Genomic DNA, 22,934 nt, shown 5'->3' with positions numbered 1-22,934 from the left:
AAAGAAATAATCATTCAACAATGCGAAAAGATCCATATCAAATATTAAAAGTTCATCCCAGCGCAAAACTAGAAGAGATTAAAAAAGCATATAGAAAACTGGTCAAAATACATCACCCTGACAAAGGAGGAGATTACGCAGTAATGCTCGAAGTAAACTCAGCATGGGAAATATTAAAGAAAAAACATCGAGATCTTAATTTAAATAAAGTTAATCATTTAAAAGTTCATCATCAGAATGAATACAAAAGAGAAAATAATAATTACTCTAAATCTGAAAATATAAAGAAATGGTTTCAGGATGTATACCTCCCTATTGATAAATTATTAGGACAAATAATTAATCCTTTAGGTTCAAAAATAAGAGATTTATCAGCTGATCCTTATGATCAAATTTTAATGGATTCTTTCTGTCTGTATCTGGAGGAAAGTAAAAACAAAATAACTAAAGTTAAAAAAATTTATACATCTTTTGTAAGTCCGTCAATTATAAGAGATTTCAGCTTAGATCTCTATCATTGCTTATCCAATGTTGAGGATGGTATTAATGAATTAGAACGCTACACAATGGGCTATGTAGATAATTACCTCCATGATGGAAAGGCAATGATTTCTATTGCTAAGAAAAAAAGAAAATTTTTACAAAGCAATAAAAAAGAATGGCTTATCTTATAGTTTCAATCTTTATTTACTTATGAATATAAGACTATATGATCAGAATTTATCCACACATCAGGGACTGGTCTTCTCCACCTAACTTGACAATAATCACCTTTAAGTAATAATATTTCTCCAGGTCCTTGAAAAATATATTCAGGTAAATTATCATCGCTTGCTTTAGATTCTAAGCTATTAGAATATTTTTCACGATCAACTTTTACAAGATCTCCTTTTCTGAATTTCTTTTGTATTTTTGCAGGTGATTGTGAATCATCTACTTTTCCAGTTTGTTCAGGCATTTTAAATAGATTAATGACTTAATTCAAATACTCAAATGAAGAATAGCAGTTAAAACAAAATGGTAAAAATCCTGTCATTAATTAATTTCAAATTCGATAACACAAATATTCTTGATCTATCAACACCTTAACTTAATCAAAATCCTTCTAAGCTAATCAAATCTAATTAGAGAAATCATGAAATTACTACTTACTGGATGCACTGGTTTTATCGGAAGAGAATTAATTCCTTTGCTAATCAAAGAAGGACACAGCCTCACAGTCATATCTAGGCAATCCAAAAGAAAACTAAAAGCCATAGATAATGAGCAAAGCATAAATTTCATACAAATGGATCCGGCTGAGTCTTCGTCTTGGGATAAAGAAGAAATTCAACACTCTCTTAAAAGCTGCGAAGGGGTTATCAATCTCGCTGGCGAACCTATTGCTGAAAAAAGATGGACTACCGATCACTGTAAAAAAATTACTAATAGTCGCATAGAGACAACAAAGAATCTGATTAACAACCTACGGAATCTAAGAAAACCCCCCAAAGTTCTAATTAATGCATCTGCAATTGGTTTTTATGGCTCACATCCTCAAATTAAATTCAATGAAGAGAATATTCAGGGTGATGATTTCCTAGCAAATCTCTGTAAAGAATGGGAATCTAGTGCAAAAAACAAACCAAGAGCGACTCGCCTTTTAATTGTAAGAATTGGCATCGTATTAGCTAAAGATGGCGGAGCACTTGGAAAAATGCTTCCCATTTTTAGAGCTGGTCTTGGAGGTCCAATAGGAGATGGAAAACAATGGATGAGCTGGATACACAGAACTGATCTTTGTAACCTTATTAACGAAAGTCTGAAAAATTCTGCTTGGTCAGGTGTCGTCAATGGGGTTGCACCAAATCCTATACGAATGAATGAGTTCTCTAATTCACTTGGTCAAGAACTTGGTAGACCAAGTCTTCTCGCAGTTCCTGGGCCAATATTGACGTTAATTTTAGGAGATGGCGCTCGAGTAGTTTTAGAGGGACAAAATGTACAACCTCAAAGATTAAATAAACTAAAATTTAAATTCAGTTTTCCCACAATTAATGAAGCTTTAAAAGCAATATTAACTTAAATTTTTTTAATGGAAAATTAATAGAAATCAAAGGTCTAACCAATTTTTTATTTTAAGTAATGTTTTCCAATTAGGTTTCCGTGAAAGACCATCTTCAAATGATTCTTTTAATTCTTTTTCTAATTCAGGAAGAACGAACATAGCTCTTTTCACATAATCAATGTGATCTCTAACTCCTTTAGAATTAGTCTCTAACAATGCAAGACTCAAGTTTATCCTTGACTGTGGATCTTGACCGTTAAGTTTCACCGCATATCGGGCAGAGCGCAAGGCTTCCTGAGGCGAATCACATAACAATTGTAGCCAAGACAAGCATGTCCATGCAGCAGCATTATTTGGAGTAGTAGAAGTTATTTTCTGAAAATCTTCAATCAATTCATCTGCTGGCGAACCAGCTTTATAGCGATTTAGGGCTTCTTCAAAAAGACTTTCCTCTGATTGATCCATTGTTAATTTTAAAATTCTTTTAGTTAAAGTTAAACTGCAAAGGAACTTCCACAGCCACAAGTTTGTGATGCATTGGGATTAGTAAAGTTAAAGCCTCCACCAATTAAATCTGTACTGAAATCTAACTGCATACCATATATATATAAAAGACTTTTCGGATCACAAATTACTTTAAACGAACTGCTACCTACAGAATATTCATACACTTCATCATCTTTTTGAATCTCATCAGCAGACACAAAGTCCATTGTGTAACTCATGCCACTGCATCCTCCCGAACGTACTCCTACTCTCAATAATTTCCCTGAGCCTTGTTCTTTGCAAAGTCTAGATAACTGATCCAATGCAGGAGTGGTAATAATTACTCCCTTACCATCTTGAGCTTTATGAGTTTTAGGCGGTGCGTTTGATTCACTCATTGTTTTTTCTAAACTTTAATAACACTCTATTAATTATATTCGATTTTAAAAGTGCCAAAAAAGAGTTTTTATTCATAGAGTTAGTATATCCATCTAATTAAACGAGTGAAAATCGCAATAATAGGTGCAGGTTTAGCAGGATTGACTGCCGCAGTTGACCTTGTTGATGAAGGACATGAGGTCGACCTATATGAGGCAAAACCATTTATGGGAGGCAAAGTTGGAAGCTGGGAAGATTCCGATGGCAATCACATAGAGATGGGCTTGCATGTGTTCTTTTTCAACTATGCAAATCTGTTTGCCTTAATGAAAAAAGTAGGGGCCTTTGAGAATCTTTTACCAAAAGACCACACTCACCTTTTTGTTAACAAGGGCGGTGATATTAAATCACTTGATTTTCGATTTTTTGCAGGCGCTCCTTTTAACGGCTTAAAAGCCTTCTTTACTACGCCTCAATTAAATTGGATTGACAAACTAAGGAATGCTCTTGCTCTTGGAACAAGTCCAATTGTAAGAGGGCTCATTGACTATGAGGGTGCGATGAAAACAATACGATCACTAGATTCTATAAGCTTTCAAAAATGGTTTCTTAACCATGGAGGAAGCCTAAATAGTATCGAAAGGATGTGGAATCCTATTGCATATGCATTGGGATTCATTGATTGTGAAGCCATTTCAGCAAGATGCATGCTTACCATCTTTATGATGTTCGCTTCAAAAACAGAGGCCTCCAAGCTCAACTTATTAAAGGGCTCACCCCACAAATGGCTCACCAAGCCAATACTCGATTACATTGAACAAAGAGGCGGAAGACTTCACTTAGAAAATATTGTTAAAGAAATTCATTCAGAGGACTCCAACCAACCATCTGTGACTGGATTAACTCTTCAAACACCAGACGGAGAAAAAAAAATTCAAGCAGACAAATATTTAGCTGCTTGTGATGTATCTGGTATTAAAAGAATAATTCCTAGAGCATGGAGACGTTTTAAAGAGTTTGACTCACTTTTCAAGCTTGATGCTGTACCAGTAGCGACAGTACAACTTAGATACGATGGCTGGGTAACCGAGATCAACAATGAACAAGCTCAAATGAACCTAAAAAGTCCATCTGGTTTAGATAATTTGTTATACACAGCCGATGCTGATTTTAGTTGTTTTGCAGATTTAGCTTTATCAAGCCCAGAAGACTATAAGAAAGACGATCAGGGTTCACTACTTCAATGTGTGTTAACCCCTGGAGATCCTTGGATTACCAAGTCCTCAGATGAAATTGTAAAACATACTGATCTACAGGTCAGGACCCTTTTCCCTTCTTCAAAAGGCTTGAAGCTTTTATGGAGCAATGTGGTCAAAGTTTCTCATTCGCTCTACAGGGAGGCGCCTGGAATGGAGCCATATAGACCAGATCAAAAAACCTCTTTTAGTAATTTCTTCTTAGCAGGCAGTTACACAAAGCAGGATTACATTGACTCTATGGAAGGGGCAACAATGAGCGGGCATCTTGCTGCTTCAGCAATGCTCTCAAAGTCTGTTTCACTAGCAAAAAATTCTTCGGTTGCTTAAGAAATGGGAAAGTGGCTTAATCACACAGTGATAAGTGAAATTCATGCTCCAGTTGAACTTGTCTGGAAGTTTTGGAGTGATTTAGATTCGATGCCTTTATGGATGACTTGGATTGAGTCGGTTAAAACAGTCGATCAAAAAACCTCGACACTTCCTGATTTAACGGAGTGGACACTTGCAGCTAATGGCTTTCGTTTTAAATGGAAAGCTCAAATCACTGAAAGAGTAGAAGCAGAGAAATTGGAATGGAAATCAGTTGGTGGTTTACCTACTAAGGGTTCAGTACGGTTTTATACTGAAGAGAGAGAAAAAACTGTGGTTAAATTAAAAATTTCTTATGAATTACCTCAAGTTTTAGCTCATTTGATGAAAGCAAATATTCTTGGAGGAATGGTCACGAAAGAATTACAAAAAAATCTTGATGGTTTTAAAGATCTTGTCGAAAAATCTGCATAAATTTAATTAAATTGTAATTCTAAACAAGCTTTTAATAATCCATCTAGATCATGTGGTGAAGCCTCTTTATCAGGTTTTCTAATAAGGTTTTTACAGCTAATAGTTGTTTGGGGTCCAATCGAAACAAGTTTAATCCTTTCGATTAATATCAACCAATTTTCACCAAAGTATTTTTTTAATAAGGTGACAGTATTTTTTACTGTTTTACCACTAGTAAAAGCAATAATATCTATTTCCCTACTATTCAAAGCCTCTACAGTCTTTTGAGGCATATCTTTAGGACAAGAAGATTCATAAGCAGCTACTTCAGTAACCTCTGCTCCTTTTAATTTAAAAGAGTCAGATAATATTGATCTACCTCCGGTTTGTACTCTCGGAATGAATAGTTTTAAACCTTTTTGATTCTGAGGGAAATATTCAACCAAGCTATCTGCAACAAAACTAGGAGGAACAAAACTAATCTTTGCATCAATATCTGATAACAAAGAAGCTGTTTTTCTACCGACAGCAGCAATTTGAATAGTCTTGGAAATTTTCGATAAAGATAATCCTATTTCTTTCAGTCTATCTTCAACATTTCTAACACCATTTGCGCTAGAAAAAATGATCCAGTCAAAGGTAGCAATTTCCTTTAAGGCATCATCTAAAGGAGCCCAGTCATCTGGAGGTCCAATCACTAATGAAGGAAGATCGAATACCTCAGCTCCATTTTCTCGAAAGATCTTACGAGCCTCTGAAGTCTGTTCTTGGGCACGAGTAATAATTATCTTCTTGTCGGTTAAAGCCATTTCTATATGCTTCTTTCTAGGAAGTCTAAAGAATCACTATGAAATTATTTAAACAATGATAAGGTTTTTCTTGAGTACTAGATTCTCAATTAAACAATTTTCAATCAGTAAATTCTTTACTTGATTTTTCATCAACTTTCTTTTGAACTATTTTTGATGGCAAAATACGATTTAAAATTTGAGTTTGTGCTTGCTCTATTTGACTAGGACTATAAGCTAAAGGGATAGCTTCATGAATAGTTTTCTTTATTTTATCATATAAATATGGACATCCATATATTATAATTCCTAATAATCTTTCCTCAATTTCTAAATTTTTTATAACGTCTATCCAATGATCATTATGATATTCTGATCCTATAAATGGTTTACCTCTTACAAAAAGCTGAACAAGAATTTTACCATTACCAATTCGCGCCAATTCTAAAAACCTTTTATTACTATTTTGCCATGGACTAATGCCTAGTGGATGTATAATTAAATTTCTAAAGCCTACTGCCTCAGGTAAATTTAATGCAGGGAATAATTTATTAGACACTTGATCAAAATTATCAATCTGTATGAGATTAATATCATTAACCTTAGCCTTTATAGTAATTTCTCCTCTGACACAAATTGAATTTTTTATTATAGAATTACTAAATCTATAAGCATCAACTAAAAATTTATTCTTAACATCTTCATGTCTAAATTTTTCTTCTAAATCATTTTCATTACTAATTAAATCAAGTTGTTTTTTTCTTCTTTCTCTAGACATACGCAACCTTTCTAAAGAAATTTTTCCTGAATAAAAAGCATCAGTAAGAGAATCAATTGCCTCGTCAATATTTTTTGGCATCATAATCAAATCAATTCCTGCATCGAATGCCATTACTGCAGCTTTACCACTACTATATTTATTAGATATTGCATTCATAACTAAAGCATCGCTGACGATTAAACCATCATAATTGAATTTAATACGTAATAATTCAGTAACCAGTCTTTTTGAAAGTGTTGCAGGATAAATAGGATCAATCTTTGGAAAAAGTAAATGCCCAATCATCACACTATTGACTCCTTGGTTGATTAAAGATTCAAATGGAATCAATTCAAATTTCTCTAATTCAGATAAGTCATTATGTATTTCTGGCAAATCCAAGTGAGAGTCAACTTCGGAATTTCCATGCCCAGGAAAATGTTTCGCACAAGTCAGTATTTTTGATCTAGAAACACCTCGCTGAAAAGCACAAGTTAAACTTTTTACTGTTTCAGCCTCTTCTCCCCAAGCTCTTAGATTTATAACCGGGTTATTTGAATTGTTATTGATATCACAGACTGGTGCTAATAGCCAATTTAAACCAATATTTTTTGCTTCTTTAGCTGTAAAATACCCTATTTTCTCAGCAATAGATATTCCTAAATGATGATCTTTTTTATAAATCTGAGCGATACCCATTGGAGGAATGAACTTTGTTCCTCCATGAAATCTTTGACCAACGCCTTCCTCAATGTCAGCACACAAGAGAAGGCGTTTACCAGACCATTTTTTTAAGATATTGCAACGAATTTCTAATTCTTTTACTGTTCCTCCTAGAAAAATAACTCCTCCAACACCTTCTTCTAAAAGTCTCTTTAGACTTGTATTAGATTCCTCTAAGTTAGGATATAAACGTTGTGAATCAAGATTAAATCCACTTGCTCGAACTATAAATAATTCAGCAACTTCCCTTCTAAGATCAGATCTATTCATCAAAAATTTTGATTAATCTATGAGTCTTTACTTTTGTCTTTTCTGTTTCGTTCAAGCTCCAATGAATTGAGAAGATCTAAAACTGCTGGACCTTTTGTCATTCCTTTATCAATCTTAAAAACAAGCTCAGGAGATCTTCTCATTTGAAGCCTTCGAGCAAGCTCGGCACGAACAAATCCCTTCGCTTCCTCTAAACCACATAGTACTTCAGCTTTTTTTTTGTCTTCACCAAAAAGACTTATAAAAATTTTTGCATGCTGCAAGTCACCTGAGACTTCAACAGATGTAATCGTAATCATAGCTTGATGAATTCTTTCATCTCTAACACCATTGACTAAAAGTTCACTAACTTCTCTTTTTAGTAAAGCTGCTAATTTTTCTACCCTTCTTGAATTAGCCATAACTAAGTAATTGGTAGGGGAAAAGCCATAGCCTTTAATAAGAAAATTATTGTCAGAAGTCCACTTAACAACGCCCCAACGAGAGCAATCGCTGTGATCGGATTACTACCTCTTTTAATTAATGGAGAAAGTGCAGCAGTGAAAACCCCCAAAACTATGGTGATGAGATATTTGGGATATCTAGAAACATTAGAAAAAAACTCACCCATTTTTCACCACCAAAAGACTGAATTAATAGCTACTCTGCTAACCATTTGAAAGAACATAAAATGTTGGAGCTTCATCAATTTAGGCACTCACCTTATTGTTTAAAAGTAAGAATGGCTTTGGCTGCAAAAAAGCTTGAATATCGAACCGTTGAGATAACACCAGCCATAGGGCAAATAGATATCTTTCAAAAAACAGGGCAAAGAAAATTACCCGTGCTTTTTGATAAGGAAACAACAATCCATGACTCAAGTTCAATAATACGACACTTAGAGAAAATTGAAATAGAACCAAAATTAATTCCAGAGGATGTAAAGGAAGCTTCTCAGGCCCAAATCCTTGAGAATTGGGCAGATACAACTTTGGCAAAATCAATAAAAATTGTCTTTTTAGAAGAACTGACGAAGAATCCAAAATTGATTTCCTCTTTATTTGCCAACGAAATTTCGGATTCTATGAAAAAACTTCTTTTTAATCTTCCTACAAAGATTACTAGTCAGATATCTGGATTAATAAACCAGAAAGAGAAGGAATCTCTAAAATCAAATCTAGAGTATCTATCAAATTTAATTGATCAAGAAAACTTTCTTATTGGAGAAAAGCTTTCTATTGCTGATATTGCTGTAGCATCACACTTATCGCTACTCAAATTTCCAAACTCATCTGGAGAAAATCTTACAGGCAAAGGTTGTTCTTTATACATAAACGATCCAAGTCTTCAAAATATTTTTAACTGGAGAGACTTAATTGAAGATCAATTAGAAATAACTAATCATTAGTCTTTCTAAGTATTAATCTAGATTTCTCTGTTTTAATCGGCAAGGAAATCAAATTTTGGCCAGGTTGATTGTAAATTGCTTGAAACTGTTCTCCGCAAATATTAAAGTCACTCAGATTTATTTCATTATTTTGATTAGATCTACATTTTTTAAACTCAGTTAATGTTTCGACCTGGCTAACACGGCTAAATTCTGGAGTATGTAAAATTTGTAAAATTAATTCATCAGTGATAAAAATATTATTGTCTATTTTCTCTTGAAGTCTCCCTATAATTTTAGTCTCTAAATACCTATCGTTAGTTAATTTAGCAAACTGTCGATTAGGAGATTTAGGATCATTCTTTACTGATAAGAAATCACCAGTCCTTGTGCTCAACGCATAAGACTTAGTATTGTATTCACGATCAGCAATTAAATTACCAGAGGTATTGTAATTAAATTTAGCTGAATGAATAATAGGTTCTTGATTTTTATCACCTTCTATCTCACTAATAACATCCCATACCCCTTCAAACCAATCAGGGTAAATTAAATCATCTTGCAATCTTGGGCGCTTAATTGAAGAAGGTAAGCGCCAATCAGGCCAGATTAATTTGCGTTCAGAAAGCTCAGAGGGTTGAAAATTTTTAATTTCAAGAACAGGCTCAGAAAGTACAGGACCGGTATAAGTAAAAATAATTAAAATAGAAATCAAAAAGAAGAAAAATTTCTGTCTCATGTCTGATCCGCTAATTAGAGAAATGGATAATTATGTTGTATTGGTTCCTGGCGAAAGTGAACAATTCTTGGATAAAGAACAAACTCTTGTATGGCTTGAATCTTGGTTAAATAAATTCGATTCATTACCATTAGATCTTGCATGTAAGTCCTCAATAGCAGAAGCTGCGCAACATTTGCTTGATACAGCCTGCGACCTAGAAATCAAAACAGGTTTTACAATTCAGTGGTATGCCGTTCGGCTTGAGTCTCCGGGTCAATAAGGATGCTTGGCAAATGTTCAGCAATCATAGTTGCAACTTCATATGGAGATTGATCCTCAACTTCTATTCTCAAATCTGACTCTAAATACATTGGTTTTCTACTTTCATAAATTTGACTAAAAGTCTCACCTAAATCATCCCCAATTAGTAAAGGGCGTTGCTTTTTATCACTTTCTAATCGTTGAATTGAACGTTTTAAATCAAGATCTAACCAAATAACTATTCCTTGATGAAGAATGCCCCAGTTTTCAGGCAAGGTCACTAATCCACCTCCTGTAGCAATTACAAGAGAATGATGTTGACTAATTTCTTTTAAAACTTTTTTTTCAACATCCCTAAACACTTTTTCTCCATCTTTTTCAAAAATAGATGTAATAGATTGTTTAGAAGCTTTTTCTATAACATCATCAGTATCAACAAAAGCATAATTGATCATTTTTGCTAGAACCGGTCCCGTTTGACTTTTGCCAGAACCCATCATTCCGATCAAAAATATATTTCGACCACCTAACTTTTCTTTAAGAGTTTGAGGGGTTGGTTGGACGGCCATAAAGACAGAAGTAACTGAAAGTTATTAAGATGTATGTTGATGTGAAAAATTTATGGAAGCAATCACATCTAATTACCCTCATGGAGAGGGTAGAAGCTGCGTAATCACAAGGCGAGCCTGCTTTAGCGCAAGCCACCTTTATAGGCTTCCTGAATTATCAGATGATGATAATTCAGCTTTGTTTGGCCCATGCTCAATAGCTCCTGGCCACGGACATAATTACGAGTTAATCGTAACCATGGAAGGAGATCTTAATAAATATGGCATGGTCTTAAACCTTTCAGATGTAAAACATGCCATAAAAAATGAAGTGACAAGTCAACTTGACTTTCGTTTTTTAAATGACACATGGCCAGAGTTTGACCTCTCTAAACCCGAAGGTTGCCTTCCCACAACTGAAAGTTTAGTTCGTATTATATGGGAGCGCCTTAAATCTCACTTACCACTAAAATCTCTTCGTCTTTACGAAAACCCCAAACTCTGGGCTGAATATCAAGGAAATGCTATGGATGCTTATTTAACAGTTCAAACACACTTTTCAGCTGCTCATCGATTAGCTAGAGAAGACCTACCTCAAAACGAAAACGAAAAAATATTCGGAAAATGTGCTCGACCTAATGGACATGGTCACAATTACATAGTAGATATAACTGTCAAAGGAAAGATTAATCCTAGAACTGGAATGATATGTGATTTATCTGCATTAAATAGTTTAATAAATGATCTAGTTGTAGAGCCCTTTGATCATACCTTTTTAAATAAAGATATTCCTTATTTTGCAAATTGTGTACCTACAGCTGAAAATATTGCATTACACATTTCAGATAAATTAACTAATCCGATTAATGCGATTGGGGCAAATTTATATAAGATAAAACTACAGGAGAGTCCTAATAATGCAGCTGAAGTTTATGCAAATGTACCTGAATCAAAAATTGATAATAAAGACTCAAAGAATCAGGTGGGTTTGCTGAGATAATTGAAAACAAAATGGGTTAAATTAGTTTTAGCTTCTAGTATTGATGGACGTATCGCATACCCAGAAGGAGGGGAAACTCAATTAGGTCAGTCTGGTGATCGTTTAGTTTTAGAAGAATCACTTGCTTGGTCTGATGGGATTTTAATGGGAGGGCAAACGCTAAGAGACCACCAATCAATTTGTGTCATAAAAAATAAAAGCTTATTAAAGCAAAGAATTTCAGAAGGAAAGAACGAGCAACCAATTGCTCTAATAGCGAGCAATCAAATAATTTTTCCAGAAAATTGGCTTTTTTTTAAACAACCTCTTCAAAAATGGTTGATACAAGCACAAGATAAGAAAAATGAGATAATGCTTCCTGACGGATTCGATAAAAAAATAAATTTCAAACTCACTTGGCGTGATTCTCTTGATGATTTGTATCAAAAAGGAATTGCGAAAATTGTATTACTTGGAGGCGCAAATCTTATTTCAGCTTTTCTTTTAGAGGATCTAATAGATGAATTACAAATCACCATTACACCTCATCTTATAGGAGGAGATTACTGCTGGGTTTCATCTAAATTAAGCAGCTTAAATACAATCATGAATAAAAAAAATAACTGGATTCTAAAAGAAAGTAAAAAACTCGGTAATAATGAATTACTTATCAGATATTTTAGAAATAATTTATCCTAAATATATATTTAGTATAAAAGAAATGAACAATATAAAAATCAAATGGCATCCAACAATCGAAGAAATTCCTAAAATTATTTGGAATAATTTTTTAAAAGAAAATTCAACGCCTTTTTATAAATGGGATTGGTTAAATGCATTAGAAAGATCAAAAAGTGTTAGCACTAAATATGGATGGCAACCATTATTTCTCTCTGCGTGGAGTGAAAATGATTTAATTGCATGTGCACCTCTTTATCTTAAATCTCATAGTTATGGAGAATTTATCTTTGATAATCCCTTTGTTCAACTAGCTCAAGACATGGGACTGCAATATTATCCAAAGCTAATAGGAATGAGTCCGTTAAGTCCAACAGAAGGTTATCGCTTTCTTTTTGCAGAAGGAGTTAATAATCTAGATCTAACAAAAATATTAATCTCTGAAATTGATAGTTTTGCCAAACAAAATGGAATTCTCAGTTGTAATTTTTTATATGTAGATCCTAAATGGATGAAAATAGCAGAATCTCTAAATTGTGCTAAGTGGATCAACCAACAAAGTTTATTGAAATTGAATGAAGAAAACAGTTTTTCTGATTTTTTAAAAAAATTTAATTCAAATCAACGTAGAAATATTAAGAGAGAAAGAGAAAGCATAAAAAAATGTGGAGTAAAAGTTGAACCTCTTAGTGGGTCTCAAATAAATGTAATGAATTTAAAAAAAATGCATTATTTTTATGAGCTTCATTGTTCAAGATGGGGAGTATGGGGAAGTAAATACCTCACTGAATCATTTTTTACTGAACTTACATCAACAGAACTTAAAGAAAATATTATTTTATTTGATGCAAAAGAAGAAGCAATTGATAAAACAATTGGAATGTCATTATGCGTAAAAAACGAAAATATGCTTTGGGGACGATATTGGGGTGCAGTAAAAAATATCAATAATTTACATTTTGAAGCTTGTTATTACTCCCCAATCGAGTGGGCAATAGAAAATAAAATAAAATATTTTGATCCTGGAGCGGGCGGGAGTCACAAAAAACGAAGAGGTTTTATTGCTAAACCCAACGCAAGTCTTCATAGATGGTACAACCGACCTATGGACTCATTAATAAGAGAATGGCTACCAAGAGCAAATAAGTTAATGCTTGACCAAATAAACGCTACAAATAATGAAGTACCTTTTAAGTTTGAAGAGCCAAAACTATCAAATACATAGTAACTTCATACAAATTAAAGACTTAATCTAAATGACAGACAAGAATTTACTAGATTCTCCAGAGACGGATAAATCGCTTTCCACCGAGCAAGATAAAACTGATTCTAATGAAGAAAAACCTTTTTTTGCTCAAGGAATTTTTAGTTATAAAGATAAAGGGACTCAAGGTGTTATTACTCTTTTTGGCTATGAACTAACAGCACCAGCAGGCCTAAAAAATCCAGGTATTGTTTATTTATCTTTTATTTTTGTAAATCTGCTTATATTTTTAATCTTAAAAAGCTTTATTTCAGGATAATTTTTTACAGGAAAATCTAATAGCTACATAATAAGTCACTTGTGTATCTTCTTTTTAATTTGTAAATTAAAGAAATGAACAATCTAGATCTTCAAGAAGACTTAATTAACTCAATAACGCTTTTAGACGCTAAATTATCCAAGCGGCAAATAGAACTTGACCCAAAAGGTTATTTCTTAATAAAAATTGAACCCAAAACGAATGAGTTAATACTTGAACATTATTTAAATGATATTGATCAAAAAGGTCGAGCTATTGATCCAGAGTCCGGAGAACCAATTGGTTGTAAAACAAAAAGTACAAATCAACCAAACAATATTTATAGAGGGAAGAGTGCCAAGCAAGTAGGTATTCAAATCTCCGAGGGTCATGGTCCATTCCCCATAAGTCATTTAGATCATGCGATTTACATTGGTCGTGAATTACAGAGAGCGGAGCAATGCCTGATCACTGGTAAACAATATATTCAAGATTAAAATTAATAAATTCAAACGATAAAGCACTGATGTTCTATTATTAGTGGAGAAATTTAAATCAAATGGGAATTCTTTTTTACTTAGTTTTTGTTGGAGCAGGTCTTTCTGCAGCATTCGTGATTCAAAAAGCCCTGAAAGCTATTAAATTAATCTGAATAAAGAAATCACTCTTATTAGTTCTGGATTAGTTAAAGAGGTTTATATTTAATACTCAGCAAGATATTTATAGTTCTTAAAATATAAAGAACATTAGAATTAATTTAAATTATTCAGACTTAAAACTAATTCTTCATTAGAATAAAAAAATTCAATAATTTAAAATTCAACTGCATGGGATCTTCAAGACTAAAGAGTCGACGTCGACAAGATCTAGGTTCCAAATGGGCGAGGGTTGTAATAGCTGTATTATCAACAGTTGGCGTTATTGATACAGGATCCATAACACTAAATAAATGGGGTTTCATAGGAAATTTAAACTGTCCAGGTGGATTAGGAGGCTGCGATAAAGTTTTAAATAGCCCTTGGGGGACTTTCTTTCAAACAAATAATTTCTCTATTCCATTATCATTAATAGGTTTAATTAGTTATTTATTAATATTATTAATGGCAATATTCCCATTAATACCCATTCTCAAAAACCAAAAAAATAATATCTCAAAAGTTGCATGGTGGGGATCTTTTTATATATCTACATCTACTTTTATTTTCAGCTTAATTTTACTATCAGTAATGATATTTAAAATTAAAGCTTTCTGTTTTTTCTGTCTTCTTTCTTTTCTGATATCACTTTCAGTTCTATTATTAAATATATTTGGAGGCGGTTGGGAAGATTATGGTAAATTATTTTTTAGAGGTTTTCTTATGTCAGTAGCAGTTCTTCTAGCAGGACTATTATGGTCATCATCAGTCGATCCTGCTATTAAGGAAGTTTCAAATAATATTCCAGGCATGCCACCTGCGGTAATAGCGATAAGTTCTCCTGAAAAAATAAAACTCGCTGAACATTTAACAAAAGAAGGAGCCGTTATGTATAACGCCTATTGGTGCCCACATTGTCATGATCAAAAAGAAATGTTCGGGAAAGAAGCTGCAGAAAAATTAAATTTAGTTGAATGTGCAAAAGATGGATTTAACAACAAAAGAGAACTTTGCGAAGCTAAAGGTATAACAGGTTTCCCTTCTTGGGAAATTAATGGTTCAATTGATTCAGGAGTGAAAAGTCTTGAAGAATTAGCTGAACTTACCAATTACAAATACTCTAAAGATTTTTAGGAAACTCAGCTTTATCCATAATGGGTCTTGTATGAATATTCATTCCTTTTTTTTGACGAGTATGACATCGCCAAAAAGGAACGGAAGTAGGAAAGTCATCTCTAAAGTGCCCACCTCTACTCTCTTCACGAAACAAACAAGCCTCCAACATAAGTAAACTTGACATTTGTCGATTACTTAAATCAAGCAGCAAATTTAGGTCTCTCCTGGCAATTTCATCAAATTCGTTAATTGCATATTTTGACTGAGAAAAAACCAAATTCAATAAGGGCTCGTCTAAAAGATTTTGATAATCTCGTTTAACTTTTGCAAGAGCAGCACTCATTCCTTTTCGTGATCGATCAACTCCAGCCTCGCGCCAGCATAATTGTCTAAGTTTTTCAATTTCTTTTGATAAATACTTAGTTCCTTGATCCTTAGAAAAGCGAAGATTAGATTTGTGAAAACTGAAATTGTTTCCTGATATATCACAAGTTTTGAAATCATTTAATTCAATATTTTGCATTTGATTTGCAAAAACCAAACATTCCATTAATGAATTGCTTGCAAGCCTATTTGCACCATGCAGACCAGTACATGCAACCTCACCTATTGCAAAAAGTCCTTTGATATTTGTCTGTGCCTTCAAGTTGGTAGCGACACCGCCCATCCAATAATGGGCAGATGGGGCTACGGGGATTACTTCTTTTAAAGGTTCTAAGCCAAGCTCTCTGCACCTTTGAAAAATCGAGGGAAATCGAGCCTCTACATCCTCAACAGCAATGGATTTAACATCCAGACCAATGTGATCAACTTTTTGCTTTTGCATTGCTTTAAACAATGCCCTACTGACCTGATCTCTTGATGCAAGATCTTTCCCTTCCAGTTGATCTACGGGGCTCTTTCCTAAAGAATCCACTAAAAGTGCGCCCTCCCCTCTCAAAGCTTCAGAAATCAAAAACGAAGGCGCATCATCCAATTTCAGAGCAGTTGGGTGAAACTGAAAGAATTCGAGATCTTCTATGAAAGCCCCAGCTCTCCACGCCAAGGCAATTCCCTCCCCAGCAGCTTGAGTTGGATTTGTGGTATTAGCAAACAAATCTCCACCGCCTCCGGTAGCTAAAACTACTGCCTTTGCTTTTATCCAGCGCAAAGCTGGTCCATCTAAAACTTGTACCCCTAAACATCTTCCTCTTTCGACCCAAATTTGAGTCACTCTTATTCCTCTTTGATGCAGAACATTATCTCTTTGATCAACTTGCTCATTAAGAACATCTACCAATGCCTTTCCAGTTCTATCTTTTACATGAAGTACTCGTCTATGAGTGTGAGCAGCCTCAAGAGTTGTAGATAACTTTCCAGACTTTCTATCAAATTCCATGCCTAGTTTCAAAAGTCTATCTACTAATCTCGGCGCACTTTGAACAAACATATGTACCGCTTCAGAATCACAAAGTCCGGCCCCAGCCTTAATGGTATCCAGAGCATGAATATCCTCGCTATCTTCGATTCTCGTCACAGCAGCCATTCCTCCTTGTGCCCATCTACTTGAGGAACGCTTACTAGTATTACGATTTAACAGTAAAGTTTTAAGATTTGCTGGCAATTCAAGAGAGGACATTAAGCCCGCAGCTCCTGCTCCAATAACAATTACATCCCAATTAGTTGAGTAAATGTCATTTTTATTAAATCCAGTATTTAAATCCATAAAATATCAATTTTCAGATTAATCCACTGAGTTGAGGCTGAATCAATGTAGTCGCAAAAAATAAACCATCAACCCATAAGGTTGTTGTCAAAGCTGAACTGGATACAAGCCAAGCATCAGAAGATAAAGATTCACTTTTTGATTTTTGATTCATCCAATTTGCTATCAAAAGGATTAAAAGTGCCGCGATGAAAATGGCAAATAATGAAAAAGGTTCCAATAATTGTTCCGCAGTTAAACTCAACATTTTTGAGGCTTCTGAAAAAGGCGCATCTACAACTTGGGGCCACGCTTTCATGACACCTGTCAAGACAATCATTACGTCAGTAAAAGCAGTTCCTAAAAGAGATGCCAAATAGAAACTGGCTCCAATTTTCCATCGAGAATTTAAAAGGCTTACTGCTATTGGCAAAGCTATTGACTCAACAGGCAAATGCCACACAGGATGAGCTCTTAACCATCCCCAAAAAAGACATCCTCCTAACCAGCTCCAACTCACACCAACCAATAACGAACCAATAGAGGACCATCTATCACCACAAAATTTTAGTAAATAAAATCCAAGAAAAAATATGATGAATCCAAATAAAAAAGCTGAAAAAGGGAACACATGAACCCATGGAGCCTGAACAAAAACCGGCAGGACAACCATTGTGCTAGCCCAAAATTGCAAAGTCCTTGGCTTTGAAAGGTAGGACGAATCTTGATTAGTGGGCTTGGTGGGATTGTTTGAGTAAATCAGAATGAATAAAACTGAGTTGGTTTTCAGTTCAACCTTCTATGAATTTACATTCAAGTCGATACCCAAACCAAACAGTCTTTGGAATACAAATAACAAAGTTTAAAAAACTCTTCAAAACTTCTTAATTAAAATGATTAAAATACTTTTTAAGGTCCAGTTTTTAAAATCTTCAGAAAAAGAGATGATTCAAAAAATCTTCTTAAGTACTTTTTGTTGAAAATTTACTTATTATTGAAAAATACATGATTCCGCAAGATCAATTGAATTTTTTTCAAACCATCCGAAAAGTATAAAAATTTATTTTCTTGTTTAGGAGCATAAATGAGCACATTAAAAATAACTAAAAACAAAATCAAACCTGCGGTTGTTGCTTCAATCGAAAAAGGTTCTATAGGCGAGGAGCTTGGATTTGAAGTTGGAGATCAATTACTTAGCATTAATGGTGTAAAACCAAGAGATCTTATTGATTACAAATTTCTTATTGCTGAAGAAAATATTCAACTAATTATTTTAGATGAAAAAGGTAAAAAACACACAGTTGACATCGAAAAAGATTGTGATGATGAGTTAGGACTTGCTTTTACTGAAGCTTTATTTGATGAATTAAAACAATGCAATAATCAATGTCCATTTTGTTTTATTGACCAACAGCCTTCAGGAAAAAGAAAAAGCTTATATCTCAAAGATGACGACTATAGGCTAAGTTTTTTATATGGTTCTTACTTAACACTTACTAATCTTTCCGAACAAGACTGGCTGAGAATCGATCAACAAAGACTCAGTCCTTTATTTGTATCAGTGCATGCAACAGAACCCTCTTTAAGGTCCAAATTGCTAAGGAATCCTAAAGCTATTGACCTTTTAAATCAATTAGCTTGGTTCTCAGAAAAAAGAATACAAATTCATGCACAAATTGTTGTTTGCCCTCAAATAAATGATGGAAAAGCTTTAGACAAAACCATTCACGATCTATATAGATTTGCACAAGGAAATTTTCCTGTGGTCCTTTCAGTAGCAATAGTTCCAGTTGGATTAACAAGGTTTCGTCCAAGCAATGATGGGCTAATACCCGTGGATTCTTTTTGTGCGACACAAATCATCAATCAAGTTGAGTCAATGCAGAAAATGTTTTATAAATCAATGGGTTCCCGTTTTGCCTGGTTATCTGACGAATGGTATTTAATAGCTCAGAAACCTTTACCCTCACTAAATTCTTATGAAGATTTACCTCAAAAAGAAAATGGGGTAGGAAGTATTCGCAGTTTTCTTAGAGCAATGGATGAAGCTACCAGAAATCTGCCTATCAAAATTGATCAAAACAAAACCTGCAGCTGGGTTGTTGGCAAACTTGTTGAAAATGAATTACAGAAGCCTTGCAACCGACTAAATAAAATAAATAATTTCATACTGCATCTATATGGGCTTCCAAGTCCTTATTGGGGTCAAGAGCAAATAGTGACAGGCCTACTCACAGGCCAAGACCTATTAAAAGGATTGCAAGGAAAAGAATTAGGGGATGAGTTGCTTCTACCATCCGTCATGCTTAGGCAAGGTGAAAAAATCTTTCTTGATGACATGACTCTTGAAGAGCTCTCTTCGTCACTTAATGTGTCTGTAAGAATTGTCTATGATGCACAAGACATCGTGAACAAAGCACTTGGTAAAGCATAATTGCTTTACCAAATCCATCGCAGTTTTTCTTATAACTATGAGGAGAGTTAAAAGAAAGTTCCTAATTGTTGCAGGTTTATTTATTTCTGGGCTAAATCCTTTATGGGCTACCAGTTCGCAAAAAATAACTTCCAATATAAAGTTAAAAGGAGATTCAAATAAAAGCGAAACTCAAAAACAACAAGGAGTCTTATATGAATTAAATTCACCTGAGGATCTTTTATTACCCTCCAGATCGCGAGAAGTTTTAGTAAAAACTTATCAAAAGGTTAATCTAGATCAGTTAGAAAACATACTTATAAATAACAATCGAACTATCAAAATCTATTTAGAAAGAATAGATCAAGCTAAATCAATTTTAAAAAGTTCATTATCCTCCTGGTACCCAACATTAAACCTAACAGCCAACGGAATTCCTCAATATCTTAAATCTAATAATTATAACGAATCAAGTTTAATACAAGACACTTCAAGTAAACAATGGAGCTCCTCAATATCTGCTCAAATTAAATGGGATGTAATTAATCCTGCGAGAGTCCCAGAGATAGCTTCAGCTAGAGATAGTTTTGAAAAATCAAAGTATTCTTATTCAAAAATACTAAGAGATTTAAAATTAGAGGCAAAAAAACGTTACTTCAATTTGCAAAAAGCAAATGAGGAAATAGAAGTAGCAAAAAAATCAATAGAATCCTCTAACCTTGGATTAAAAGACGCAGAAATCAGATTTGAATCAGGCATTGGTACAAAATTAGAGGTTCTAGAAGCAAAAACACAACTAGCTAGAGATCAACAGTTATTAAATATCAAATTAGGAGATCAAAAAATTGGTCAAAGATCTCTTGCTGAAATACTTAATTTTCCAGAAGATGTAACACCTTTAATTGGCTCAAAAACTCAAGTAATAGGCCTATGGGATTTATCATTAGAAGATAGTATTATTGCTGCTTATAATTCAAGAGAAGAGCTTGAAAGCATTCTACTAGATATATCAATTAATAATAGTAATGCCAATGCTGCACTAGCTGCTAGCCAACCAAAATTAAGCATAGTAAATACATCAACCTCTACATTTGCAAAGGGTGAAATAAATCAAATCTCTCCAAACACTAGCAATCAATCGTCAAGTTTTTCTAACACCATTGGGCTCAATGCAACATGGTTTGTTTTTGATGGAGGCAATGCAAGATCTTTATATAATTACAACAAAAGCAAAGCAGAAGAAGCAAAACTTATTTTTGCCACAAGAAGAGCTCAAATCAGAAGAGAAGTTGAAGAAGTATTCTTTAAACTAGAATCGGCCAAACTAAATATTTCTGCTTCATATACGGAAGTTTTATCTGCAAGAGAGTCTCTAAGGCTTGCCAAGCTTAGATATAAATCAGGAATTACTACACAACGAGAAGTTGTAAACAACCAAAGAGATTTAACTGATTCCGAGGTTCGTTATATTATTTCGGTCACGAGCTATAACACTTTATTAGCTGATTTAAGTAGGCAAACAGGTTTAGACAATATCAAACCTTGTGATATCAAAGTCAATCAAAAAAATCAAAGCGACATAGGCAACAAATCAAATCTCTATGAATCGAATTTAATTCCATTATGTCAGCCATAGCTTGCAACTGAATAACAATGAACCAAAACCCAATATCTAAAAGTCTGAGCAAAGCTCAACTAATTTCAATTCATCATCTAGTTGATAAGGTGGGAGGACGCCAACTTCAAGATTTTGGTCAAATCAATTCTGATATAAAACCTGATGGCACACTTATTACTGAATGTGATAGGTGGAGTGATAAAACGATTGTTCAGGGTTTAGCAAAAATTGCTCCCGGAGAAGGGGTCCTTAGTGAAGAGGGTAAGAAGTCAATTCCTAGCTCTAGTGAATATTGGGTGGTTGACCCACTCGATGGGACAACTAACTTTGCAGCAGGAATTCCATACTGGGCAATATCAATAGCACGTTTCACTAATGGAGAACCTGAAACAGCCTTCCTTGACATACCAGCACTGAGAAAAAGAATTTTTGCCATAAGAGGAAAAGGAGTTTGGCTAAACGACAAGCCACTTAAGCCTCAATCTCGTTTCAAAAAAAATAGCGACTGCATTTCTCTTTGTAGCCGCTCAATTAAAGTTTTACAAATGAAACCAGAGCAGTCTTTCCCAGGGAAAATAAGACTACTTGGTGTCTCTAGTTTAAATATGACTAGTGTTGCCATAGGTCAAACGATTGCTGCTTTAGAGGCAACACCAAAAATTTGGGATATTTCAGCTGCATGGTTAATACTTGAGGAACTTAATTGTCTGATCAACTGGTTGGAGACGAATCCAAAAGATATTCTCTCTGGCACAGATCTTACTTCTGTGAATTTTCCATTACTAGCAGCATCCTCTGAAAATGAATTGAACAACATGCTGCCATGGGCGAACGCCTTAATTCAAGATAGTTAATTCACTATTTGCTTTTAATTTCTCATTAAATAAAATTAGCTTAATTAAAAAAATTTATGATTTTAAATATACTGATTCAACTAATAAAAATCTTCTCCCTAGGAGTTAGCGTAATAGTAAATACTTTAAAACCAACGTGAGCTTGAATTGGAATAAAAAAGCAAGATGGTTTTTTAGCAGTCTCTGGAGAGCTTATGAAAGATGGTCTAAGTGTGATTGCGTCGATTTAAGCGCAGCATTTGCTTACTACACCCTTCAGTCATTTTTCCCAATATTATTAATCTCTCTATCAGTTGCATCATGGTTTTTAGGAAAACAGCAAGGAATAGAGCAAAGAATAATTGAATTAACTGCTGAAGTTTTACCTTCTGAAGTAATAGCATTAGTCGCGTCAACTTTAGAACAATTAATTAATCAGGGATTTGGGGCAGGGATTCTTGGGGCAATGTTTTTAATGATCACTGCTGGCAATGCCTATCTAACATTACAAAGAGGAGCAGATCGATTATGGGAAGACGTATTACCAGTTAAATCAAAGCCTGATCCACTAAAAATCCAAGCGTTTCGATTTATCAGAAATCGTATTGAAGCTTTTTTTGTAGTTCTTTTAGTTGGGATTTTGATGGTTATCGATCAAATCAGTGCAAATATTCGTATGATTCCCGAGGCGGTTTTGGAAGACTTAGCCAAAACAACCCCTTGGATTGAAAATGCAATCACAAAAATACCTGTACTTCAAGTAGGTCAATTTGTACTTCCTTTAATAGGTTTTTCAACTATGGCTCTCCTTTTACAAGGTTTACTCCCAAGTAGAAGAGTACCCTTAAAACCACTAATACCTGGGGCTTTGATGATTGGAACTTTGCTAACTATTTTAAATTTGGCAGTTAGTAGAAGTATTCTTTCCTTGGGATCAAGATTTCAAGCTTATGGATTCATTGGTGGAGTCCTAGTATTGACTCTTTGGGTTTGGATGGTAGGAGTGATTATTTATTTTGGTCAATGTTGGAGCGTTGTCATTGCAAGCATGCGTCGAAATCGATACGTTTAAACATTAAGGAAACAAGCAACTAAATTTAAATTATA

28 protein-coding genes are annotated in these 22,934 nt (G+C 34.2%); 17 read left to right on the top strand and 11 right to left on the bottom strand.

The annotated features are described in order from the left end of the window. The first annotated feature begins 20 nt into the window (after window positions 1–20). Window positions 21–674, top strand: a complete 654-nt coding sequence (locus O5639_RS08460) for a DnaJ domain-containing protein (protein WP_269624108.1) — start codon at window positions 21–23, stop codon at window positions 672–674. Window positions 675–691: 17 nt separating this feature from the next. Here O5639_RS08460 and O5639_RS08455 read toward each other — a convergent pair whose 3' ends face one another. Beyond that, window positions 692–958, bottom strand: coding sequence for an NAD(P)H-quinone oxidoreductase subunit O (locus tag O5639_RS08455; protein WP_269624107.1), 267 nt, complete (start codon window positions 956–958; stop codon window positions 692–694). A 177-nt stretch (window positions 959–1,135) separates the two neighbouring features. Here O5639_RS08455 and O5639_RS08450 point away from each other — a divergent pair, with 177 nt between their 5' ends. Beyond that, the gene (locus O5639_RS08450) at window positions 1,136–2,065 is read left to right on the top strand and encodes a TIGR01777 family oxidoreductase (RefSeq protein ID WP_269624106.1); all 930 of its coding nucleotides are present in this window, start codon (window positions 1,136–1,138) and stop codon (window positions 2,063–2,065) included. A 27-nt stretch (window positions 2,066–2,092) separates the two neighbouring features. Here the strand turns inward: O5639_RS08450 and O5639_RS08445 are convergent, their stop codons facing one another. Next, window positions 2,093–2,512 carry a tetratricopeptide repeat protein gene (locus tag O5639_RS08445; RefSeq protein WP_269624105.1) on the bottom strand — a complete coding sequence of 140 codons (420 nt, stop codon included), beginning with the start codon at window positions 2,510–2,512 and terminating at the stop codon, window positions 2,093–2,095. A 29-nt stretch (window positions 2,513–2,541) separates the two neighbouring features. After that, complete coding sequence (locus tag O5639_RS08440; RefSeq protein ID WP_269624104.1) at window positions 2,542–2,931, bottom strand: HesB/IscA family protein; 390 nt, start codon at window positions 2,929–2,931, stop codon at window positions 2,542–2,544. A 105-nt stretch (window positions 2,932–3,036) separates the two neighbouring features. On the opposite strand from O5639_RS08440, the gene zds reads away from it, so the two are divergent. After that, window positions 3,037–4,497, top strand: a complete 1,461-nt coding sequence (gene zds, locus O5639_RS08435; protein WP_269624103.1) for a 9,9'-di-cis-zeta-carotene desaturase — start codon at window positions 3,037–3,039, stop codon at window positions 4,495–4,497. Between the two features lie 3 nt (window positions 4,498–4,500). After that, entirely contained in the window at window positions 4,501–4,953 is a 453-nt protein-coding gene (locus tag O5639_RS08430) for an SRPBCC family protein (protein ID WP_269624102.1), read from the top strand. Window positions 4,954–4,955: 2 nt separating this feature from the next. Here O5639_RS08430 and O5639_RS08425 read toward each other — a convergent pair whose 3' ends face one another. From O5639_RS08425 to O5639_RS08410, 4 genes are all read right to left on the bottom strand, one after another. Beyond that, the gene (locus O5639_RS08425; RefSeq protein WP_269624101.1) at window positions 4,956–5,741 is read right to left on the bottom strand and encodes a uroporphyrinogen-III synthase; all 786 of its coding nucleotides are present in this window, start codon (window positions 5,739–5,741) and stop codon (window positions 4,956–4,958) included. A gap of 100 nt (window positions 5,742–5,841) precedes the next feature. Beyond that, window positions 5,842–7,473, bottom strand: a complete 1,632-nt coding sequence (locus O5639_RS08420; protein WP_269624100.1) for a glycoside hydrolase family 3 N-terminal domain-containing protein — start codon at window positions 7,471–7,473, stop codon at window positions 5,842–5,844. 17 nt (window positions 7,474–7,490) lie between these two features. Then, window positions 7,491–7,874, bottom strand: a complete 384-nt coding sequence (rbfA, locus tag O5639_RS08415) for a 30S ribosome-binding factor RbfA (RefSeq protein ID WP_269624099.1) — start codon at window positions 7,872–7,874, stop codon at window positions 7,491–7,493. Between the two features lie 2 nt (window positions 7,875–7,876). After that, complete coding sequence (locus O5639_RS08410; protein WP_269624098.1) at window positions 7,877–8,083, bottom strand: DUF751 family protein; 207 nt, start codon at window positions 8,081–8,083, stop codon at window positions 7,877–7,879. A 60-nt stretch (window positions 8,084–8,143) separates the two neighbouring features. On the opposite strand from O5639_RS08410, the gene O5639_RS08405 reads away from it, so the two are divergent. Beyond that, on the top strand, window positions 8,144–8,860 hold the full coding sequence (locus O5639_RS08405; protein ID WP_269624097.1) for a glutathione S-transferase family protein: 717 nt from the start codon (window positions 8,144–8,146) through the stop codon (window positions 8,858–8,860). On the opposite strand, the gene O5639_RS08400 is transcribed toward O5639_RS08405, so the two are convergent. Further along, window positions 8,850–9,578 (bottom strand): DUF6816 family protein, encoded by a 729-nt coding sequence (locus O5639_RS08400; protein ID WP_269624096.1) that lies wholly within the window; start codon window positions 9,576–9,578, stop codon window positions 8,850–8,852. The genes O5639_RS08405 and O5639_RS08400 overlap by 11 nt on opposite strands. Between O5639_RS08400 and O5639_RS08395 the strand changes: the two genes are divergently transcribed. Beyond that, window positions 9,577–9,840: a chlororespiratory reduction protein 7 gene (locus O5639_RS08395; RefSeq protein ID WP_269624095.1), complete on the top strand. Its 264-nt coding sequence runs from the start codon at window positions 9,577–9,579 to the stop codon at window positions 9,838–9,840. The two genes, O5639_RS08400 and O5639_RS08395, sit on opposite strands and share 2 nt — an antisense overlap. On the opposite strand, the gene O5639_RS08390 is transcribed toward O5639_RS08395, so the two are convergent. Continuing rightward, the gene (locus O5639_RS08390) at window positions 9,794–10,390 is read right to left on the bottom strand and encodes a shikimate kinase (protein ID WP_269624094.1); all 597 of its coding nucleotides are present in this window, start codon (window positions 10,388–10,390) and stop codon (window positions 9,794–9,796) included. The genes O5639_RS08395 and O5639_RS08390 overlap by 47 nt on opposite strands. A gap of 52 nt (window positions 10,391–10,442) precedes the next feature. Here O5639_RS08390 and O5639_RS08385 point away from each other — a divergent pair, with 52 nt between their 5' ends. The 7 genes from O5639_RS08385 to O5639_RS08355 all read left to right on the top strand — a co-directional run bounded on the left by O5639_RS08385 (window position 10,443) and on the right by O5639_RS08355 (window position 15,297). Then, window positions 10,443–11,369 (top strand): 6-pyruvoyl trahydropterin synthase family protein, encoded by a 927-nt coding sequence (locus O5639_RS08385; protein ID WP_269624093.1) that lies wholly within the window; start codon window positions 10,443–10,445, stop codon window positions 11,367–11,369. Continuing rightward, the gene (locus O5639_RS08380) at window positions 11,370–12,047 is read left to right on the top strand and encodes a RibD family protein (RefSeq protein WP_269624092.1); all 678 of its coding nucleotides are present in this window, start codon (window positions 11,370–11,372) and stop codon (window positions 12,045–12,047) included. Window positions 12,048–12,069: 22 nt separating this feature from the next. Then, the gene (locus tag O5639_RS08375) at window positions 12,070–13,251 is read left to right on the top strand and encodes a GNAT family N-acetyltransferase (RefSeq protein WP_269624091.1); all 1,182 of its coding nucleotides are present in this window, start codon (window positions 12,070–12,072) and stop codon (window positions 13,249–13,251) included. Window positions 13,252–13,282: 31 nt separating this feature from the next. Further along, window positions 13,283–13,549 (top strand): hypothetical protein, encoded by a 267-nt coding sequence (locus O5639_RS08370; RefSeq protein ID WP_269624090.1) that lies wholly within the window; start codon window positions 13,283–13,285, stop codon window positions 13,547–13,549. 74 nt (window positions 13,550–13,623) lie between these two features. Continuing rightward, complete coding sequence (locus tag O5639_RS08365) at window positions 13,624–14,025, top strand: DUF4346 domain-containing protein (RefSeq protein ID WP_269624089.1); 402 nt, start codon at window positions 13,624–13,626, stop codon at window positions 14,023–14,025. Between the two features lie 62 nt (window positions 14,026–14,087). After that, on the top strand, window positions 14,088–14,180 hold the full coding sequence (gene petL / locus O5639_RS08360) for a cytochrome b6-f complex subunit PetL (RefSeq protein ID WP_269624088.1): 93 nt from the start codon (window positions 14,088–14,090) through the stop codon (window positions 14,178–14,180). Window positions 14,181–14,355: 175 nt separating this feature from the next. Next, complete coding sequence (locus tag O5639_RS08355; RefSeq protein WP_269624087.1) at window positions 14,356–15,297, top strand: vitamin K epoxide reductase family protein; 942 nt, start codon at window positions 14,356–14,358, stop codon at window positions 15,295–15,297. Here O5639_RS08355 and nadB read toward each other — a convergent pair. Further along, window positions 15,284–16,984: an L-aspartate oxidase gene (gene nadB, locus O5639_RS08350; protein ID WP_269624086.1), complete on the bottom strand. Its 1,701-nt coding sequence runs from the start codon at window positions 16,982–16,984 to the stop codon at window positions 15,284–15,286. The genes O5639_RS08355 and nadB overlap by 14 nt on opposite strands. Window positions 16,985–16,997: 13 nt before the next feature. Then, on the bottom strand, window positions 16,998–17,636 hold the full coding sequence (locus tag O5639_RS08345) for a DUF3120 domain-containing protein (protein WP_269624085.1): 639 nt from the start codon (window positions 17,634–17,636) through the stop codon (window positions 16,998–17,000). 411 nt (window positions 17,637–18,047) lie between these two features. Here O5639_RS08345 and O5639_RS08340 point away from each other — a divergent pair, with 411 nt between their 5' ends. The 4 genes from O5639_RS08340 (at window position 18,048) to O5639_RS08325 (ending at window position 22,899) form a co-directional block, all read left to right on the top strand. Then, the gene (locus tag O5639_RS08340) at window positions 18,048–19,397 is read left to right on the top strand and encodes a TIGR03279 family radical SAM protein (RefSeq protein ID WP_269624084.1); all 1,350 of its coding nucleotides are present in this window, start codon (window positions 18,048–18,050) and stop codon (window positions 19,395–19,397) included. A 37-nt stretch (window positions 19,398–19,434) separates the two neighbouring features. Further along, a complete protein-coding gene (locus O5639_RS08335) occupies window positions 19,435–21,012 on the top strand; it encodes a TolC family protein (protein ID WP_269624083.1) in 1,578 nt (525 codons plus the stop codon). A gap of 17 nt (window positions 21,013–21,029) precedes the next feature. Further along, window positions 21,030–21,848 carry an inositol monophosphatase family protein gene (locus O5639_RS08330; protein ID WP_269624082.1) on the top strand — a complete coding sequence of 273 codons (819 nt, stop codon included), beginning with the start codon at window positions 21,030–21,032 and terminating at the stop codon, window positions 21,846–21,848. A gap of 136 nt (window positions 21,849–21,984) precedes the next feature. Continuing rightward, window positions 21,985–22,899 (top strand): YihY/virulence factor BrkB family protein, encoded by a 915-nt coding sequence (locus O5639_RS08325; protein WP_269624081.1) that lies wholly within the window; start codon window positions 21,985–21,987, stop codon window positions 22,897–22,899. Window positions 22,900–22,934: the final 35 nt, after the last annotated feature.

This window comes from Prochlorococcus marinus str. MIT 1214, assembly GCF_027359355.1.
GTDB classification, from domain to species: Bacteria; Cyanobacteriota; Cyanobacteriia; order PCC-6307; family Cyanobiaceae; genus Prochlorococcus_B; species Prochlorococcus_B marinus_F.
Note: the sequence above shows the minus strand (reverse complement) of the source record. Positions and strands in the feature narration are given on the sequence as shown.

Bases quoted from the DNA above. Each gene is read 5' to 3' on its own strand.
- O5639_RS08460 (WP_269624108.1), top strand. From the start codon at position 21: ATGCGAAAAGATCCATATCAAATATTAAAAGTTCATCCCAGCGCAAAA.
- O5639_RS08455 (WP_269624107.1), bottom strand. From the start codon at position 958: ATGCCTGAACAAACTGGAAAAGTAGATGATTCACAATCACCTGCAAAA.
- O5639_RS08450 (WP_269624106.1), top strand. From the start codon at position 1,136: ATGAAATTACTACTTACTGGATGCACTGGTTTTATCGGAAGAGAATTA.
- O5639_RS08445 (WP_269624105.1), bottom strand. From the start codon at position 2,512: ATGGATCAATCAGAGGAAAGTCTTTTTGAAGAAGCCCTAAATCGCTAT.
- O5639_RS08440 (WP_269624104.1), bottom strand. From the start codon at position 2,931: ATGAGTGAATCAAACGCACCGCCTAAAACTCATAAAGCTCAAGATGGT.
- O5639_RS08430 (WP_269624102.1), top strand. From the start codon at position 4,501: ATGGGAAAGTGGCTTAATCACACAGTGATAAGTGAAATTCATGCTCCA.
- O5639_RS08425 (WP_269624101.1), bottom strand. From the start codon at position 5,741: ATGGCTTTAACCGACAAGAAGATAATTATTACTCGTGCCCAAGAACAG.
- O5639_RS08420 (WP_269624100.1), bottom strand. From the start codon at position 7,473: ATGAATAGATCTGATCTTAGAAGGGAAGTTGCTGAATTATTTATAGTT.
- rbfA (WP_269624099.1), bottom strand. From the start codon at position 7,874: ATGGCTAATTCAAGAAGGGTAGAAAAATTAGCAGCTTTACTAAAAAGA.
- O5639_RS08410 (WP_269624098.1), bottom strand. From the start codon at position 8,083: ATGGGTGAGTTTTTTTCTAATGTTTCTAGATATCCCAAATATCTCATC.
- O5639_RS08405 (WP_269624097.1), top strand. From the start codon at position 8,144: ATGTTGGAGCTTCATCAATTTAGGCACTCACCTTATTGTTTAAAAGTA.
- O5639_RS08395 (WP_269624095.1), top strand. From the start codon at position 9,577: ATGTCTGATCCGCTAATTAGAGAAATGGATAATTATGTTGTATTGGTT.
- O5639_RS08400 (WP_269624096.1), bottom strand. From the start codon at position 9,578: ATGAGACAGAAATTTTTCTTCTTTTTGATTTCTATTTTAATTATTTTT.
- O5639_RS08390 (WP_269624094.1), bottom strand. From the start codon at position 10,390: ATGGCCGTCCAACCAACCCCTCAAACTCTTAAAGAAAAGTTAGGTGGT.
- O5639_RS08385 (WP_269624093.1), top strand. From the start codon at position 10,443: ATGGAAGCAATCACATCTAATTACCCTCATGGAGAGGGTAGAAGCTGC.
- O5639_RS08375 (WP_269624091.1), top strand. From the start codon at position 12,070: ATGAACAATATAAAAATCAAATGGCATCCAACAATCGAAGAAATTCCT.
- O5639_RS08370 (WP_269624090.1), top strand. From the start codon at position 13,283: ATGACAGACAAGAATTTACTAGATTCTCCAGAGACGGATAAATCGCTT.
- O5639_RS08365 (WP_269624089.1), top strand. From the start codon at position 13,624: ATGAACAATCTAGATCTTCAAGAAGACTTAATTAACTCAATAACGCTT.
- petL (WP_269624088.1), top strand. From the start codon at position 14,088: ATGGGAATTCTTTTTTACTTAGTTTTTGTTGGAGCAGGTCTTTCTGCA.
- O5639_RS08355 (WP_269624087.1), top strand. From the start codon at position 14,356: ATGGGATCTTCAAGACTAAAGAGTCGACGTCGACAAGATCTAGGTTCC.
- nadB (WP_269624086.1), bottom strand. From the start codon at position 16,984: ATGGATTTAAATACTGGATTTAATAAAAATGACATTTACTCAACTAAT.
- O5639_RS08345 (WP_269624085.1), bottom strand. From the start codon at position 17,636: ATGGTTGTCCTGCCGGTTTTTGTTCAGGCTCCATGGGTTCATGTGTTC.
- O5639_RS08340 (WP_269624084.1), top strand. From the start codon at position 18,048: ATGAGCACATTAAAAATAACTAAAAACAAAATCAAACCTGCGGTTGTT.
- O5639_RS08335 (WP_269624083.1), top strand. From the start codon at position 19,435: ATGAGGAGAGTTAAAAGAAAGTTCCTAATTGTTGCAGGTTTATTTATT.
- O5639_RS08330 (WP_269624082.1), top strand. From the start codon at position 21,030: ATGAACCAAAACCCAATATCTAAAAGTCTGAGCAAAGCTCAACTAATT.